This window comes from Paenibacillus alkaliterrae (assembly GCF_021532375.1).
Taxonomy (GTDB): domain Bacteria; phylum Bacillota; class Bacilli; order Paenibacillales; family Paenibacillaceae; genus Pristimantibacillus; species Pristimantibacillus alkaliterrae.
This window is the reverse complement of record NZ_JAKGAP010000006.1, coordinates 43,830-60,157: the sequence shown is the minus strand read 5'-3', so window position 1 is coordinate 60,157 and position 16,328 is coordinate 43,830. Positions and strand designations below refer to the sequence as shown.

At 50.5% G+C, this 16,328-nt stretch carries 14 protein-coding genes; 4 read left to right on the top strand and 10 right to left on the bottom strand.

Annotated elements, in window-relative coordinates:
* Positions 1-170 precede the first annotated feature (170 nt).
* From L1N85_RS02945 to L1N85_RS02935, 3 genes are read right to left on the bottom strand one after another with little or no spacing between them, the layout of a single operon-like run.
* Positions 171-1,337: a response regulator transcription factor gene (locus L1N85_RS02945; protein WP_268818122.1), complete on the bottom strand. Its 1,167-nt coding sequence runs from the start codon at positions 1,335-1,337 to the stop codon at positions 171-173.
* A 21-nt stretch (positions 1,338-1,358) separates the two neighbouring features.
* Positions 1,359-2,648, bottom strand: a complete 1,290-nt coding sequence (locus L1N85_RS02940) for an extracellular solute-binding protein (RefSeq protein WP_235234683.1) — start codon at positions 2,646-2,648, stop codon at positions 1,359-1,361.
* On the bottom strand, positions 2,648-4,417 hold the full coding sequence (locus L1N85_RS02935) for a sensor histidine kinase (protein WP_235234682.1): 1,770 nt from the start codon (positions 4,415-4,417) through the stop codon (positions 2,648-2,650). Before L1N85_RS02935 ends, L1N85_RS02940 begins: the two co-directional genes overlap by 1 nt.
* Positions 4,418-4,605: 188 nt before the next feature.
* Between L1N85_RS02935 and L1N85_RS02930 the strand changes: the two genes are divergently transcribed.
* Together L1N85_RS02930 and L1N85_RS02925 are read left to right on the top strand one after the other, a co-directional pair.
* Positions 4,606-5,355, top strand: coding sequence for an ABC transporter ATP-binding protein (locus tag L1N85_RS02930; RefSeq protein WP_235234681.1), 750 nt, complete (start codon positions 4,606-4,608; stop codon positions 5,353-5,355).
* Positions 5,355-6,602 (top strand): ABC transporter permease, encoded by a 1,248-nt coding sequence (locus tag L1N85_RS02925; RefSeq protein WP_235234680.1) that lies wholly within the window; start codon positions 5,355-5,357, stop codon positions 6,600-6,602. Before L1N85_RS02930 ends, L1N85_RS02925 begins: the two co-directional genes overlap by 1 nt.
* Before the next feature lie 147 nt (positions 6,603-6,749).
* On the opposite strand, the gene L1N85_RS02920 is transcribed toward L1N85_RS02925, so the two are convergent.
* On the bottom strand, positions 6,750-8,054 hold the full coding sequence (locus L1N85_RS02920; protein ID WP_235234679.1) for an aminotransferase class I/II-fold pyridoxal phosphate-dependent enzyme: 1,305 nt from the start codon (positions 8,052-8,054) through the stop codon (positions 6,750-6,752).
* Between the two features lie 216 nt (positions 8,055-8,270).
* Between L1N85_RS02920 and L1N85_RS02915 the strand changes: the two genes are divergently transcribed.
* Complete coding sequence (locus L1N85_RS02915) at positions 8,271-9,056, top strand: helix-turn-helix domain-containing protein (protein ID WP_235234678.1); 786 nt, start codon at positions 8,271-8,273, stop codon at positions 9,054-9,056.
* Between the two features lie 77 nt (positions 9,057-9,133).
* Here the strand turns inward: L1N85_RS02915 and asd are convergent, their stop codons facing one another.
* On the bottom strand, positions 9,134-9,925 hold the full coding sequence (gene asd, locus L1N85_RS02910; RefSeq protein ID WP_235234732.1) for an archaetidylserine decarboxylase: 792 nt from the start codon (positions 9,923-9,925) through the stop codon (positions 9,134-9,136).
* 213 nt (positions 9,926-10,138) lie between these two features.
* Here asd and L1N85_RS02905 point away from each other — a divergent pair, with 213 nt between their 5' ends.
* Complete coding sequence (locus L1N85_RS02905) at positions 10,139-10,831, top strand: HAD family hydrolase (protein ID WP_235234677.1); 693 nt, start codon at positions 10,139-10,141, stop codon at positions 10,829-10,831.
* A 122-nt stretch (positions 10,832-10,953) separates the two neighbouring features.
* On the opposite strand, the gene L1N85_RS02900 is transcribed toward L1N85_RS02905, so the two are convergent.
* From L1N85_RS02900 to L1N85_RS02880, 5 genes are read right to left on the bottom strand one after another with little or no spacing between them, the layout of a single operon-like run.
* Positions 10,954-12,108 (bottom strand): YheC/YheD family endospore coat-associated protein, encoded by a 1,155-nt coding sequence (locus L1N85_RS02900; protein WP_235234676.1) that lies wholly within the window; start codon positions 12,106-12,108, stop codon positions 10,954-10,956.
* Positions 12,065-12,562: a GNAT family N-acetyltransferase gene (locus L1N85_RS02895; protein WP_235234675.1), complete on the bottom strand. Its 498-nt coding sequence runs from the start codon at positions 12,560-12,562 to the stop codon at positions 12,065-12,067. The genes L1N85_RS02900 and L1N85_RS02895 overlap by 44 nt, the downstream gene beginning before the upstream one ends.
* A gap of 1 nt (position 12,563) precedes the next feature.
* Positions 12,564-13,721, bottom strand: coding sequence for a YheC/YheD family endospore coat-associated protein (locus L1N85_RS02890; protein ID WP_235234674.1), 1,158 nt, complete (start codon positions 13,719-13,721; stop codon positions 12,564-12,566).
* Positions 13,721-15,100: a YheC/YheD family endospore coat-associated protein gene (locus L1N85_RS02885; protein WP_235234673.1), complete on the bottom strand. Its 1,380-nt coding sequence runs from the start codon at positions 15,098-15,100 to the stop codon at positions 13,721-13,723. The genes L1N85_RS02890 and L1N85_RS02885 overlap by 1 nt, the downstream gene beginning before the upstream one ends.
* The gene (locus tag L1N85_RS02880) at positions 15,097-16,320 is read right to left on the bottom strand and encodes a YheC/YheD family endospore coat-associated protein (protein WP_235234672.1); all 1,224 of its coding nucleotides are present in this window, start codon (positions 16,318-16,320) and stop codon (positions 15,097-15,099) included. The genes L1N85_RS02885 and L1N85_RS02880 overlap by 4 nt, the downstream gene beginning before the upstream one ends.
* Positions 16,321-16,328 lie beyond the last annotated feature (8 nt).

Sequence of the window (16,328 nt, the reverse complement as noted above, 5' to 3'; positions counted from 1 at the left end):
AATGATGCGCCGCTTGTAAGCGCTTACCAAAAGTATAAGAGATTCACTGGCCGATGCCCACGGGTCTAGTCTTAGATATATTGGATTTATATCAGATAGGGATCAAAAAAAACCTCACGATGCTCGGAGTAACGTTCCGATATCATAAAGGTTGCCGAAAGGAGGGGTTGTTATTTCACCGAGCCCTGCTCCCGGTATTGATTGGGCGTTTTGCCGAAGGTAGCTTTGAAAAGTCTGCTGAAGTAAGCCTGATCCACATAGCCGACCTGTTCGCAAATTTGATATATTTTCAAATTAGTCGTGGCTAACAGTTCCTTGGCCTTCTCCAATCTGTATTGAATGAGATGGTGGGTGAACGTAAAACCGGTCTTGGATCTTAGCAGACCGCTAAGGTAGTTCGGATTGACCTCCAGCTTGTCTGCGACGGAAGCAAGCGTAAGATCAGAGGCGTATTCAGCTTCGATATAGTCGAGTGTCAGACGAACCAGCCTGTTCATCTGTTCTGACATATTAGTCGAACAATTTAGCAAACCCAGTTCTTTAAGGCTGTGAATATACAATATATTGATATCAGATATGGATTTGGACTCGCCGCCGTATCCCATGCGAAGTTCGATCTTGAGCAGCTGTTCAATGGTTTCCTTACTGCGTACGCATTCCTGCCTCAACGTTTTCGGATCCTTGCCTCGAACAAAAAGCACAATGGTAATTAGCCCTTCTTCGATCGCAATGACAGGGGTGCTGACCGGTTCAAGCAATTCGAGCAGTACGTTTTTGATGAAAAAACGAATCGGCCGCTCCCACAATATATCTCTGCTCGCGGTCAAACTAAATAAAATGACATCATCGTAGGGCGGAAACAGGTCCTCATCGCAGTTTGAAATCGGCAAGCCGTACAGTAAATCCATGATCAACTTATCCAACATATCCCGGTTTCGCTTTAAAGCAAGCTTCTCATTGTTCTCCCGATGCTCGAGCATCTGCTCCACCTTTTGGATACATTCGATGATACGCTCCTTGGAAGCCGGCTTCAACAAATAGTCAAACACGTCAGTCCGAAGGGCGTGCAGGGCGTAATCAAAATCGGCGTATCCCGTCAAAAGTATGGTGTGAGTATCAGGGTAATGCTGCCGAATATAGGAGGACAGCTGGATACCGTCAATAACCGGCATACGGATGTCGGAAATGACCAAGTCAGCCGGCTGCTGTTGTAAAATTGCAATCGCTTCTTCTCCGTCTTCCGCAACCTCGACATCATACTTGTCGCTATAAGTCCTAATCATGCGAGACATGGAATTTCGGACCACATGTTCATCATCAACGATTAAAATTCGCATAATATATATTCACCGCCGTTGTCAGTATTCTTGCATAGATTGTTCGATTTGTATGATCGCATCCCGCCACGCCTGTTCAGGCGTGGCCGATTGTATTTCAAGCTTCTGAATTGCTTCATCAAAAGCATCAAATGCTTTCCGCGAGAAACGTCCCTCGTAGACAGGCTTTACTGATTTAGCAGCCTGGGAATAAATCTCGCCGACTGGCGCCCCATTGAAAAACTCATCCCGCAGCTGTTTGATCTGATTGTCGTCGAATACGGCGGGCGTTGACGGAAAATTTCCGTTATGAATAAACGTATCCAACTGCTGCTCAGGGGCGGTGAGCCATTGAATCAGCTGGAACGACTCTTTCGGATGGCGGCCTTCTTTCGGCATCGTAAGGAAGGAGCCGCCCCAGTTGCCGCTTCCTTCCGGAAGCCGCGTAACGTCCCATTTGCCGGCGGAATACGGTGCATTTTCTTTAATGAACCCCATCATCCAGGCCGGTGCTAGAATGACGGCGAATTCTCCGGTATTGGCGCCTTTTTCCCATTCCGGTGTCCAGGAGGGGATACCGGCGGACAATTGGCGCGCGGCAGCCTCCGCGGTATTGGCCCATACCCTCTTAACACCCGGATTTTGATCGGCAATGAATTGGCCTGTCTGTTTGTCAAAATAGAGGGTATCGAGCTGGCTGATCCCGCTTCTGTATACATTTGATAAATTATCAAACATCGCTTTTCCGGTCGTTCTCCGTACCGTCTTGCCCGATTCGAGCAGGGCATCCCAGGAATCGATGAGGCGGGAGACCTCCTCGCGGTCCGTCGGAAGGCCGGCTTGCTTGAACAGATCGGTTCGGTAAATCATTGCAATGGGACCGATATCGGTCGGCAGCCCGTAAAGGAAAGAACCGTCGGGTTGCTGGGCTTGCTGCCATTTCCAGTCGAGATAATCTTCTTTGAAGGCAGCACCTCCATACGTGAGCATGTTATGGAAACGGGCCGGAAACGATTTGAACATATCAATATAAACCGTTTCGATCAGGCAAATGTCAGGTGCACCGCTTCCAGCGGCAAAGGCTATCTGGAGATTGTCGTGCACATCTTGAAACTCAGAGATCTGTATGTTGATTTTCAACTCCGGGTGCTGCTCCTCATATTGGCTAATCAACCGCTCGAGACCGGTTCCCGGCCAAAGCCACACGGTCAGCTCGGTGACGGAGGAGGCGTTCTTCGTGGCATCTCGAAGCGGCTCTGGCGTTTGATATACGCTGCAGCCCGGCAAGAAGAGGCAAAGTAGAGCCATGAAATAAAGTGTGATTTTGCACATCAATAACCATCTCCTATAAGAGGGAAAATGACTTCGGCTCGTAATCCGCCCATCTCGCTTTTATATAGCCGTAACCCATACTCTTTCCCGTAAATCAATCCGACGCGATAATGCAGATTGGCTAACCCGAGTCCTGTGCTCATCAAGTGAAGTCGATCCGCATCATGTGGGAATTGGAGGGCAGAGGCCATTTCTTCGTCCGTCATACCCTTCCCGTTGTCTTCTACGATAAAGCGGAGAGTGTGGCCCTGTTTCGAAATCTCGATGCGAATCCGCCAAGGCCTTCCTTTAATTGATTCGAGACCGTGCGTCATAGCATTTTCCACCAGAGGTTGTAGCAGCAGCTTCATGATGCGGTAGTTTAACAAATCGTCTTTGATGTCGATTTCGAGTTGAAGCTTGTCGCCATACCGTGCTTGCACCAGCAGCATATAGCGTTCCAACTGCTCCAAATCCTCCTTGACCGTGACCGTTTCGGCTCCCGGCTGAATGCTATAACGAAGCAGGTCACTTAGCGTCAATACTATTCGCGCAATTTTTTCTTGCCCTTCATCAATGAGCAGCCAATAGATTGTGTTTAATGAATTGTATAAAAAATGCGGGCGAAACTGTGCTTTTAACGCGATAATTTGTGCTTGGTTTTCGCTAATTTGCTTCTCCGATAAATCTTGAACGGTCTGCTCGAGACGTTCCATCATATCATTAAAGCTATTGTAAAGGAGCTCGACCTCGCGATTGACAAACGGACTTTTAACGAGCGGAAGGCGACCCTTCTCCAGTCGGGTCAATCGCCTGCCTAAATAACGGATAGGCCGGGATACCGTCCAGGAGAAGAAGACGGTAAACAGCAATGCCGCAAATAATCCTGACAGTCCGGCGATAAACACAGTTCGTTGAATTTTCAGCACATCTTTGACAGCTTCAGAGGCTTTGATATATGAGGCGATCGTCCATCCGCTGTAGTCGGAAGAGCTGTAGGAAATATAAGTTTGAATATCATGTTCCTTCCAGGCTATAATATCGGATTTCTGTTGCCCTATCGTTTCTTGAAGCTTCCTGTCCAGCTCCGTCCCGATTTCGTTCCGGTCAGTCGAGTAAAGAATGGTGCCCAGTCGGTCGATTAATTGGATTTTATGAGAAGGATCGATGCTAGTTCCTTCAATAGTCCGTTCCAGCGCTTCTACCGGAAATATAATAAATAGGTTACCGATTTTATCCATTGTTGACAAATCGTTAAGGAGCCGCACGCCGATGACGGCCGGAATCGGTCCGTTGCGCCAAGCAGGCCCAGACAGCCAAAATAACTGTCCTTGCCCGCTTTCCATTAATGGATACCATTTGTTCCGTTTCAGATCCTCAAGCGTTCGCCAGTATAAGAAGAGCGATTCATTGCTTTGATAAAACCGGCCTTCCGTATCGAGGATCGTGATGCCGAAGTCGGTTCCGCTGTAGCGGCTTAAGCTTTTCATAAATCGTTCGATTTCCGCTTTGGATTGGTCATTTCCCCGTTGACGGACGATATTGGAGTAATAATTTTGTACCATTGGCGAGAAGGCGATCATTTGCGAAGTACGATCGAATTCGCCGAGCATCACATCTGTTTTTCCTCGCATTTGGATAACCGATTCGAGCAGGAGCTGCGTCGTTTTGTCGAGCACGATTTGGGAGGAATGACGGTAGGTAAAGTACCCCGTGATCGAGAAGGAAAAAAGGAAAATACAGGAGAATCCTACGATTAGCTGAAGAAAAATGGTCGGTCGTTTTCTCATGGCTCCGTTTTTCCTTTCATCGGGAAGTGATGGACTGGCCGTTGGAAGACATATGTGTATAAGGGCGACTTCTCATTGGTATTTCTCGCTCCCATTATAACATGACTACTATTTTTTTTGATAATACCCGTACTTTTCGGTATGCTGGTTAATAGTTCGTACTAAATCGTAATATTGAAGGTGATGTCATGGATGCAATTTTACAGGTAAACCAGTTAACGGGCGGCTATAGTCCAAGAAGGCCCGTGCTGCATAATATTTCTTTTCAGGTGAAGGCAGGCGAGATGGTTGGACTGATCGGCCTGAATGGAGCGGGCAAGAGCACAACGATTAAACATATTCTTGGACTCATGAAGCCGCAGATCGGAGAGATAAAGGTAGACGGAGCAACGCTGGAGGAGGAGACTGAGCAGTACCGGGCGTCATTTGCTTATGTGCCGGAATCGCCTGTGCTGTTCGACGAGCTTACGGTGGAGGAGCATTTGCGATTGACGGGAATGGCTTACAGCGTGAACGATGATCAATATGGAGCGCGCGCGGAAGAGCTTTTGGAGCAATTTCAAATGCTGCCGAAGCGTAAAGCGTTCGCCTCGCATTTATCCAAAGGAATGAAGCAGAAGGTCATGATTATGAACGCTCTGCTTGCGGATCCGCCGCTGTATATTATCGACGAGCCGTTTCTCGGGCTGGACCCGCTTGGCATTCGCTCGTTGCTTGATCGGCTCGTAGAAGTGAAACGGAAGGGCGCAGCCATTCTCATGAGCTCACACATTCTTTCTACAGTCGAAGCCTACTGCGATCGCTTCATTGTCATGCACCATGGTCAAATCGCAGCCCAAGGAACTCTGGATGACGTTAGGCAGGCGGCAGGCACGGAGATGCGCGGCGGTTCTCTCGAGGATGCCTTCTACAAGCTCGTAACCGGAGGCCATCGCTAATGGGAGCGGGGCATGAGCTAGAAGCCATATGGAGCCGTCGTGCCAAGGACTTCCGCGAACAATCGCTGCCCTACTTCAGATATATGGGGCAGAGCGGCTTTCCTGCCTTTATGTCGCTTATCCTTATATCGTCAGCTATTGGCTATATCACATTGGTCCGGCAGCTGCCTGCGAATTTTCCGGTCGCGGCGACAGGGGTTATTTCGCTAACCCTCGTCCTGTGCTGGAGTCCGCTGCGTACCTGGCTTGCAGCCGGCGATACGGTATTCATGATGCCGCGTGAAGCGGATATGGATGGGTACCTGCGTCTATCGTTTCGCTATACGACGGTGGGCTGCTCGATCCTTGCCGCGATCGTACTGCTTTTATATTTGCCTATTTATAATCAGGGCCCTGCCATAAGCGGGGGCTGGCTCCTTGCAATGATTGCCGCCGGGTTGAAAGCAGGCAATGTATGGGGGGCGTGGAGAGAGCGGCAAATGACGTGGCCGGGCATGAGAAGGCTGATGAGACTTACCCGCTGGGCATTGACCGCCCTTATCGTAGCTGCATGGCTTACGTGTCTGGTTTGGCAAGCAGCTTTATTTTCCATACTCGTTTGCTTATCATTCCTCCTGGCGCACCGTCTTCCTAGCCGCCACCGTTTGCCATGGGAGAGGCTGATTTACGAGGAAGCGAGGACGCGCAAGCGTTATTACGTTTTTTTTGGACTATTTATTGACGTCCCTACTTTACCGTCGAGTACGGCGAGGCGATCATATATAGCTTGGCTGCTCCGCGTTGTGCGGTATTCGAATCGAAATACGTTCGTTTACCTGTATACGGCTTCGCTCATCCGAACGGAAATTGGCGGGATTGTAATCCGTTTGCTTCTGCTCGGCTGTCTTGTCATTTACTGGTTTGCCGATGCTGTATCCTTGTCCGGCTGGGGCTCCGTCCTCGTATATGGTCTATTCATGAGCGTACTTTCTGTCCAATTAGGAGGCTTGCGTCATGTTCACCGTTATTCGGTATGGAAGCACGTATATCCGCTTCCGGAAAAGCAGCGGGCGGAGCAATATTTGAAGGTAGACCGACTCACAATGCTTGTCTGCTCTATGCTGCTATGGCTGTTTGCCGCTCTTCCGCTAGTCATGTCGTCATACTACTTACCTGCAGCGGCTGCAGCGGCAGGCGCGCTTGCATATATCGCCATACGTCCTTCACGGCTGCGGAAGAGAATGCAGAAAGAAATGGATGAAGAGTAATGCCCGCCCCGATAATGGAATGAAAAAAACACCCCCGAGCGCTGCACTTGCCTGTTAGTGAGAGGCATGCAGTCAGGGGTGCTTTATATTTCACCGCGAAACGAGCTTTCCCGCCGGAGGACGGAGACAGCCGTTTACGCTTGACATTTAAGCTTTCGCAGCAATCAATTCATTAACCGCCTTGAAGATCGTATCGTACAGCTCCTCGAGATGTTCTTCCTCGATGCAGGAGAACGCGACGCGCAGGTCGGTCTCGCCTAGCGCAATCGTGCCGATGCCATATTGGTTCAGCAAATGAACGCGAACGGCTTCAGCGGAAACATGGCTCAGCTTGAGGCACATAAAGTAACCGGAGTTGAACGGGTAATAGCCCCATACATCGCCGTAACGGCCGCTGTCGAGCAGAGCTTTCACGCGGTTGGCGCGACGCTTCATAATATCGTATTTCTCCGCTTTTTGCGATTCAAAATCAGGCGATGTCAAGGCGCGCAGGACGAACGTTTGCGATGGATGCGGACCGCTCGATATCGTTGCGCGAATGATGCCAAGCGTTTTTTGCTCCAGCGCTGTCAAAGTCGCGGCGGAAGATGAGGCGTAAGTGATAAACCCTACTCGGAAGCCCCATACATATTCTTCCTTCGTTGCACCGTCTATCTTAATGGCAAGAACGCGCGGGTGAAGGTCGGCAAGTTTTGAAAACAACGACTCATGCAAGGAATCCTCGAAGAATAGTCCGAAGTAAGCATCATCGGTTACGGCAACTACCTGGATTCCGGCTTCTGCCGCATCCCGGATCGCTGCAATAATTTCTTCGCCCTCCGCTGGTCCTGGCGTGTAGCCCGTCGGATTGTTCGGGAAGTTCAGCACGACGATGGCTTTCCCTTTATCCTTCTGGGCAAGCAGCGCTTCGCGCAGACCGGCGCTGTTAAAGAGGGTTTGATCATTATATAAAGGATATTCTACGATTTCCGCGCCGCGGCGGACGCCGAACGTTAACTCGTAGTTTTCCCAGTTTTTGTTCGGAATGACGACAGCGTCGCCAGCATCGGCGAACAGGTCAGCTACAATGCTGAGACCGTGTGTGAGCGCGTTCGTTACGACAGGGCTGCCGAAGCCTTTCGATTCAAGAGAAGGGTTTTCTTTAATCATTTTGGTACGCCAAGCGGCACGAAGCTCGGGTTTGCCTCCAGGAGGCGCATATTCATATATATCTTTCGGATTGTAGGCGGAAAGCGTCTCTTGAATGACCTTGAGATGCATCGGCTGCCCGCCTTCTGTTGCAATTCCGATTGTAGCGTTGAATTTAGTAGCTTTTGTTTTCGCTTCGGCGGACTGACTGAGAATGCCCTCCTTCGGGAAATAAATCGCTTTGCCTAAGGTTGACAACATCGCATAGACGTTGGGATTTTCCGATTGCAGCGTCTCGTTTAACTGCTGAGCAAGTGGGTTCATGGACTTTATTCCATCCTTCCGAAATCATTCATTTGTAATTATTATAGCCGTTTCAGCTTATCGGGTGCTATTATAACATTTTTTTTGTGCAGCAAACCATTCCGTGAGCAAATTTTTTCGAAATTTTAGAACGCTTGCGCAAAAGTTTATCGCTGTTGTATGATGACGGCATAGATTTTCTTGAAATATAAGACTTTATAAGCTGGAGGTTGCGCTATGCTGCACATTTCGCCTAAATCGCTCGTCCTGTTGCCGGCCTTTGCCAAAATCGTATGCGAGCCGGGCTGGAGATGGGCGAGACGCGAGAAACCGATGGCCAATTATGATTTATTTTATGTATGGAGCGGCGAAGGGGAGGTCGAGGTAAACGGTACCCATTACGAGGTTGGGCCGGGAAGCTGTTTTCTATTTCGGCCAGGCGATTATACGAGCGCTACCCATCATCCCCAAAGGCCGCTCGTCCTGTCTTACATACACTTTGCCGTAAACGAAAATGTTCATGACGTGCCTAATCGGTACAGGCAGTTGAATGACACGGTTGATTTCGAATATATGCTTTCGCGTTACGTAAGACTGTTCCTCGTACAAACCTATGCCGCGGAAGAGGAAGCGCAGCTCGTGCTGAAGCAGCTAATGATTCATCTGCTTCGCGAGGATAATCAGCTCCCGGTCGAGAAGAAGGCGAGCAATCAGCTGATGGAGGCCATTCATGAGGTAGCTAACTTCGTGCGGCAAAACCCGAGCATCATGCATCGCGTGGAGGATTTGGCGATAAGAGCGCAGCTGTCTCCGCGATATTTTTCGATGAAATTCAAAGAGATGATCGGCATGTCGGTCCAAACCTATATGATTCGCACCCGAATTGAACGGGCGCAGCATTTGCTTATGCATGCAGGCATGAACGTGACCGAGGTGGCTGACGCGCTTGGGTACCGCGATATTTTCTTTTTCAGCCGTCAATTCAAGCAGTATACGGGGCGAAGCCCATCGGAAATAAGATAGACAAGCCCAAACGGTCCGCTCCCGTCATCCAAAATTAAGGGAGCAGGCCGCTGCACCTGCTGTATATATGCTAAAATCTAACGTTGACCACGATGCGAGCCAAGACGCTCGCCCATGCGCACCTTTACGCCAGGCATGATGTCTCCTCGAGGTGTGAACGTTTCGTCCTCCATGAGAAGTACGACGGTGGATCCAAATTCAAAGTAAGCAAGCTCCTCGCCTTTCTTCATTTCATCCTTCATCGGCTGAACGTATTGAATGCTGCTCACATTCATCGCTCCAACCTTGACGACAGCGGTCTCTCCGCTCTCGTTCCGCATGTATGTAATCAATCGCTCGTTACGGCTCAGAACTCTCCTCATATGACGGAGGCCAAAGTCGTTTACCGGGTAAACCTTGCCCGCGATATGCTCACGCTCAACTATACGGCCGCTGACAGGCGCGTGAATCCGATGATAGTCGGTCGGACTTAAATAGAGGACCAAATAAAAGCCGTTCATATAATTTGCGGTTCGGGGAGAGCGATTAAGGAGCTCATCGATCGTATAGTTCTGCCCTTTCACATTCAAAATGGTGCCGCTGTTAATAAAACCCGCGCCAGTTATGACCGCATCTACCGGGCTCACTAGCGAATCTTCAGCTTCATCCGTCGAACGGAGTCCCGGCTTCAGCCGGCGTGTGAAAAATTCATTTAGCGTCCTATATTCGGATAGCGGCTTTTCCGCTTCTTCTATTTTAATGCCGTATGTCGCTGCGAAGCGGGAAATAAATCGTTGGCTGGCGGAAGATTGCGCGAATTTACCTGTTATTCTGGAAATCCATTTGCGTGAGCTTAATTCTGTCATGGAACGAAGCAGCCATTTGGTCATACGTGAACCGTCACGTCCTTTCATGCAGGGGACATTAAGCCCCATCATCCACCAAACAGTGTGACATATTCGGCCCGAATTATCAATATCTAGATGCCTATAGGCAAAATCTCGTCTCCAAACGTTTATCCGCAAATCTTACTGGTAGAGACTTGCGGTGATTTATACGATTCCAGTATGATAAGAACAGATTTAAAAGGGGGATTTTTTAACATGAACGTGATTAAGCTTTCTAAACCTGAGGCTGTTATATTCGATATGGATGGCACGTTATTTGAAACCGATACGCTGCTGGTGCCCGTTCATCGCCGCGTGTTCGAGACGCTTCGCGAGGAACGGCTTTACGAGCAGGAAACGCCGCCTGTTGAAAGGCTGCTGGGCTGCCTCGGCATGCTTCTTGAAGACATTTGGCGCCAGGTGATGCCAGACAGCTCGGAAGCTGCACGCAAGCGCGCCGATGATTTACTGCTCCAATACGAGCTGGAAGGACTGGCTGCGGGGGAAGGGGAGCTGTATCCCTATGTCCAACAGACTTTGCGTCAGTTGAAGGATCAAGGCGTTAAGCTGTTTGTAGCGAGCAACGGACTCGAGGAGTACGTGAAGGGCGTCGCCCGATATAAAGGCATTGCTGAGCTGTTTGACGGATTATACAGCGCAGGGGAGTTCGCTACGGCGAGCAAGGTAGATTTAGTTGCCCGATTACTCAAGGATCATGGCATTCAAAAGGCTTGGATGGTAGGCGACCGTTCGTCGGACGTAGAAGCAGGCAAAGGAAACGGGCTGCAAACCGTGGGCTGTGCCTATGCAAGCTACGGACGCGCGGCTGAGCTTGACGGTGCCGATGTACATATTTCCGATTTCCGCGAGCTAATGGCTTTGCTGGAACAGACGGAAGAGATTATTTGACGAATGCGCAGGAGAAAAAGTGCTCGCCGTTTCAGCATATGAGAACGTAAAAACAGCAAAAAACAGCACCCGCAAGGCGCGGCGTCATTGCATGGACGCTGCCTGCCGGTGCCATATGAAAATTAGGACAAATCCGTACGAGTATCCGCAATGGCGGCCTGCTTCTCTTTCCCCGTCCGCCGCCGCTTCTGGTTATAGAGCCAGAGCGCATATTCAAGCGGTTTGACGATCGCTTTGCGATAAACCTCTTTTTCTCCCGCTTGCGCGAACACCTCTCTTGCAGGCTTCGGATTGACCTCCAGCAGCCAAATTCCGCCTTTGCGGTCGATAGCGATATCAAGAGCAAGCTCGCATAGTCTACCGTAGTTTTGCTCTAAATAAGCGGCTATTCCCACCCCGAGTTTTTCAGCCTCAGCCTTAACCTGAGCGGTCTTCGTCTCATCTTGTATCCATTCTTTAAGTAAAGCATCCATCGTTGCCGCATGACCGCCGCCATGCAAGTTGGATGTAATGCTGCCTGCGGCGCCGATTCTTCCCGCGCAGCCGGTAACTTCCCAAGCACCCTCGCCGTTCTTTTGCACGAGCATGCGGTAATCGTGAACGCGGCCGCTGTTTAGCTTGATTTGAATGCCTTGCTGAGCGATATAACGGTTTCCCTTCAAATGCCAAGGCGCCAAATAGCTGCCAAGCGCTGAGGCGTTAATCTGACGCGGCTTAATGATGCGTCTGGATTGATCGCGTCCTTGAATATGAAGCTGGCCCTCTTTATTCCTTTCGATGCGCAATATTCCCCTTCCGCCGGTTCCGTTAATAGGCTTGAGATAAAGGAGCGGATACTTACGCAGCATAGAGGCGACATCCTGGTTGCTTTCGACGTAGCGAGTTGCCGGCAGATAGCTCTTGAAGCGCGAGTCCTTCGACAGTACGCGATGAATGGTCCATTTGTTGCGGAGCGTGCGGTTCAGGAAGGTAAGATGACCGTAGCGGGAACGGAATTGCTTAAGCTGCTCGAAGCGGTAGCTGCGTTGAATGCGGCATCGATCATAGATGAGATCAGGGAATGAAGTCCACCTTCGCGACCACGTCTTCGATTCGGGATTAAAAAAAAGAGCATGAATTTTATTTTGCTTATAGTTGACGTCCTTAGGCGTAAAGACGAAAACTTGAAGTCCCAGCTTTCGTCCGGCGGAGGTCATTTTCTGATAGATGGATCGTTCCTCCAGCATGCCGGCTTCATTGAGGTACAAAGTCAGAATGCCTAGGACGGGCTGCGTCATGGGTAATTCTCCTTTCGAAACGGAGCGTTGGCTTGCCTGTCGGGCCTCTGTGCATGGAAACAGCGGTCATGCCGAGCCTGAAGCACAGCGCCATGCTTGCCGTATTGTCTGCAGCTACGTTACAGGTAAGCTTGCCAAGCCGGTCGATCATCGCTTGTAAGATAGCTCCGCCAATACCGTGGCTTCTGGCATCGGGATGAACGACGACCATACAGCAATCCTCGCCGCCCCCGGAGGCAAAGCCGAAACCGGCGATGCGGCTGCCTTGCTTGGCAACCACGGCAACGGCTTCGCATGTCAGGTCAGGGCCGGCGTTCAGCAGCGAGGCGTCCAGCTTGCGAAGCGCATGAATCGTTGAGACAGCAAGCCGCTGGTTCCCGAAACGGATAGCAAAACCGACTAGTCTTTTTTGTTCCGATAACCAAGCTTCCGGCGTAAGCAGCTCCAGCTTCACGTTATGCGCCCCCTGCCTTTTTATCTGATTTTGATTTGGCCAAATAGGCTCCATAATGAAAAATACGCTCCAATGATTTTTGTCTGATATGAGGCTCATCGAATTTCATCGGCTTAGAATTCGCTTCGAAAAACCACATGTTTCCTTCTCCGTCTATGCCCAGATCCATCGACATTTCGCCGAGCAGCTGCCCCGAAGCCCGCTCGATTTGCTTCGCAATCAGAACAGCCGTATTTTTTGCTTTTATGAGTAGCTTACGCGCCAGATCTTCGTTAAATGAATGTGCGAGCAGCTTTTCGGGATCCTCGATCATGCCTCCTCTAGGGACATGCGTCGTAATGCTTGCCGCGCCGGCAATACGTGCGCCAATACCGGTGATATCCCATTGGCCGCGCTGGTTTTTTTGCACGAGCGCCCGAAGGTCGAACCTCCGGTCATTGAAGGAGGCGAGCTTAATGCCCTGCTGGGCAATGTAAGCTTCCCCTCCGCTTTGCTTCTGAATGCGGCTCCAAAGCTTGTTGATATTTGCGCAATTATAGGTGGCGCTCTTTTTGTTCTCCTGTATTTTCAGCCGGTAGGGAAGCTGCTTCTCGGCGTGCACCTTGATCGTCATAATGCCTTTGCCGGCCTTTCCGCTCTCCGGTTTTAAATAAAGATACGAATGGTTGCGCATCATGCGGCCAAGGCCGGTTACCGTTACAAGCTTACGGGTGACCGGTATATACGGTTTGGTCGATTTGGAAAGCCGCAGCCATTCGAAAAGATCCCATTTGTTGAAGAAGGACGGATTAAACAGCTTCAAGTGCGGATGCTTGTGGCAAGCGGCGATTTTTTGCTTTACGGAGGGCAGCATCTCATCCTCGCGCAGAGGAATCCGATTATAGATAATGTCGGGAAACGGAAGCAGACGCTGCTGCCAGCTTTCCAGTTCTTCGTTGTATATGAACCCTTTCAAGCTGCTCCTCGTCAGGAGCAAATTTTTTACCGTTACGACATAGACGATGAAGCCCATGGATTGACCGGTTCGAAGCAAATCCACGAAGTTGCTTCGATTGCCCCGGAAGAGCTGAATTTCATCCTCAATGGTCAAAATCGCCAGAACGGTTCTGCCCGCGCGCAGCTCTCTGAAGTCCGATTCTTCCGGAAGAAAGCTGTCCATTATCCATTACCTCCTTGGCTTTGAAAACGGCTGAGGTACATGCAGTGCTCGAGAATGTAGGCTAACGATGCGCGGCCCTCCGAGCGAAGCGCAGGATGCTTGAAGATCGAGCGCCCGGGCTTCGCATTGGCTTCAAACATCCAAATTTCACCGTCTTTATCGATGCCGATATCAAGTCCCAGCTCGCCAAGCCGATGCGGATAGTTCCGTTCAATCGCTTCGGAAAGCTTAACGGCAGCCTTCTTTGCTTTCTCCAAAACCGTCCCTGCTTCCGTGCCGAATGTTTTGCTGAGCGCTTGCTCGGGCGTCATTAGAGAGCCGCCATTTTTCACATGGGTCGTTACGCTGCCGCGTCCGGCCTTCTTCGCGCCAATCCCTGCGGGTATCCATTCGTTTTTGCCGTTCTTGTGCATATGAAAGCGGAAATCTAGCGGACAGTTATCGATTTCGGCTAATCGAATGCCCTGCTGCACCACATAATGATTCAAGCTGCTGCCGTGTCTCGCCTGCAGCATGCGCATTAAGCTATGAAAGCTGGTGAAGCGCAGCAGCACGTTCTGGCTCCCCTTGCGGTAACGGGCAAAGTAGCCGCGCTTTGGATGGTAGGTTAAGCGGTAGATACCGATTCCAAGGCTTCCGGCCGTAGGCTTGAAATATAGAAACTGATGTTTCTCGAGCATCTCCTTTATTTTGTCTGCGGAAGGTCCGGAGACCGATTCGGGCAAATGCTGGAGCGCTTCGGGATCTTTGTCCAGGAGCTTATAGACATCGGCCTTATTGAAGAAGCTCCAGTTAAAAAAAGGAATTTTCCGCCTTACGAAACGTTCGCGCAGCGCATTAATCGATGCGGAGGTTTCCGCCTTGCGGCTCGGCAGCCGGTTATAAACGACATCCGGCAAAGGTACGATTTTACGATACCAGCCCCCCTGGTGATTAAGGAAATAACCGTTGATCGTTTCTTGCTGCCAGTTAATATCGCTCGGCGTAAAGCCGAACAGATAAGCCTTGTGCTCGCCGGTGCGGATGATTTGCTTGATGAAGCCGGTACGCGGGCCAAAGGGATTGCTTTCCGAACGGACGGCGTTATCGCTTAAAATACCGACAAGCGGCCCGAGCTGAACCTCATTGTCGCCGGAGTTAAGGACGTATACGTTGCCGGATTTCGGCACCCGTATAGCTTGGCGTATGCCTGCTGACAAATACAAATGATTGCCCGGCCGCTTCAACTGCCTGATATCGGCTGTAATGGTCTCGTTCCCAAGCTTAAGGTGTACCGATTTTTTACCGGAAAGCTTCAGCTGCTTCAGCAACGGGCTGGACAAATATATGATCTTATTGGATTGCTGCGAGAAATGTACGTTACAAGTTGTCAAACTCATCGATGAACCTCCTGAACGTTGAAAGGCCGTAATGGGTTGCCTGCAATCAAATGACGGTGACGGCCGTTTACGGTTTCATTGGCTGCCATAGACGAATATAAGCGCCTGGACAAAAAACGTGCGTATAAGAGCGGTCTCTCGATCGAGGACAGCTCGGCTGCATGGTCGCCTATCTTTCGAAAGGAAGAACGTCCCGGCTTCGAATTTGCTTCGATCAGCCAGATCCGGCCGCTTCGCTCGATACCAAAATCTAAGCCCAGCTCGGCAAATCTGCCGAAATGGTTTTCAAGTCTATCTGCAGTTTGCTTGCTTATTGTATGGATCTGTTCAATCAAACGTTCGGCTTTACGGATGCCAAATTTGGCGGTGAGCAGCATATCGGCAGTCTTTGCGTCGCCTCCGCCATGCAGATTTGACGTTAAGGATCCCGGTTGCCCAGTTCGGACGGCGATCCCGGATAAGGACCAACGCCCCTTCTCATCCTTCTGCATGAGCGATCTCACATCAAAGGGTTTGCCATCATCGCCGCTAAGCTCAAGATAAGGCTGAAGCAAATAACTGGTGCGGCCTATAAAACGATCGATCCAATGCATGAACGCGCTGTCGTCCTCGAATTGGCGGAGAAATGGACGGTTTTGCTTAGACCGGCCTCTCGCTGTTAACGTGAGATACAGCGGGCAGCGCGAGATGTGCACGAGCCCTCTTCCCTGCATGCCTGACGATGGCTTAAGGACGATGCCGGCAGCATATTGATCGATCATTTTTTTGAGCTGTTCCGCCGATCGGCAGCCGATTGTAACAGGCAAATACGGCATCAGCAAAGCGTCGCCTTTGAGTGAATCATAGACGTCCAGCTTTGCCGGCAGGTTGCCGTTCAGCATAACATGAGGCTTCCTTTGCGCAATGGCATAGAGCATTCTTCGGCAGCTTAACCGTTGGTCTGAGGTCGTAAAGAAGCAGCGGTCATAGATAACGTCGGGCAAAGGGACGAGCTGCCGTACCCAGCGGTTTTGTTCAAAGCGGCAGGCTTGGAGCCGGCCCGTGCGCGAATGATAGCCGTCCGCTTCAAACACGTATACGTCGATGCCGTGCTGCTTGCCGTTCAAGCTTAGCGCGCGATAAAAAGCGGGCTCGGGCAGCGAGGCACTCGCTCCGTCCTCATGGATGCGGTAAGGAATGGATGCGACTAAAATGCCAAGATTGATGATTTGATCCTGCATGGACGCCT

Bases quoted from the DNA above. Each gene is read 5' to 3' on its own strand.
- L1N85_RS02900 (WP_235234676.1), bottom strand. From the start codon at position 12,108: ATGACGCAGCCCGTCCTAGGCATTCTGACTTTGTACCTCAATGAAGCC.
- L1N85_RS02935 (WP_235234682.1), bottom strand. From the start codon at position 4,417: ATGAGAAAACGACCGACCATTTTTCTTCAGCTAATCGTAGGATTCTCC.
- L1N85_RS02915 (WP_235234678.1), top strand. From the start codon at position 8,271: ATGCTGCACATTTCGCCTAAATCGCTCGTCCTGTTGCCGGCCTTTGCC.
- L1N85_RS02885 (WP_235234673.1), bottom strand. From the start codon at position 15,100: ATGAGTTTGACAACTTGTAACGTACATTTCTCGCAGCAATCCAATAAG.
- L1N85_RS02890 (WP_235234674.1), bottom strand. From the start codon at position 13,721: ATGGACAGCTTTCTTCCGGAAGAATCGGACTTCAGAGAGCTGCGCGCG.
- L1N85_RS02945 (WP_268818122.1), bottom strand. From the start codon at position 1,337: ATGCGAATTTTAATCGTTGATGATGAACATGTGGTCCGAAATTCCATG.
- L1N85_RS02925 (WP_235234680.1), top strand. From the start codon at position 5,355: ATGGGAGCGGGGCATGAGCTAGAAGCCATATGGAGCCGTCGTGCCAAG.
- L1N85_RS02940 (WP_235234683.1), bottom strand. From the start codon at position 2,648: ATGTGCAAAATCACACTTTATTTCATGGCTCTACTTTGCCTCTTCTTG.
- L1N85_RS02880 (WP_235234672.1), bottom strand. From the start codon at position 16,320: ATGCAGGATCAAATCATCAATCTTGGCATTTTAGTCGCATCCATTCCT.
- asd (WP_235234732.1), bottom strand. From the start codon at position 9,925: ATGACCAAATGGCTGCTTCGTTCCATGACAGAATTAAGCTCACGCAAA.
- L1N85_RS02905 (WP_235234677.1), top strand. From the start codon at position 10,139: ATGAACGTGATTAAGCTTTCTAAACCTGAGGCTGTTATATTCGATATG.
- L1N85_RS02930 (WP_235234681.1), top strand. From the start codon at position 4,606: ATGGATGCAATTTTACAGGTAAACCAGTTAACGGGCGGCTATAGTCCA.
- L1N85_RS02920 (WP_235234679.1), bottom strand. From the start codon at position 8,054: ATGAACCCACTTGCTCAGCAGTTAAACGAGACGCTGCAATCGGAAAAT.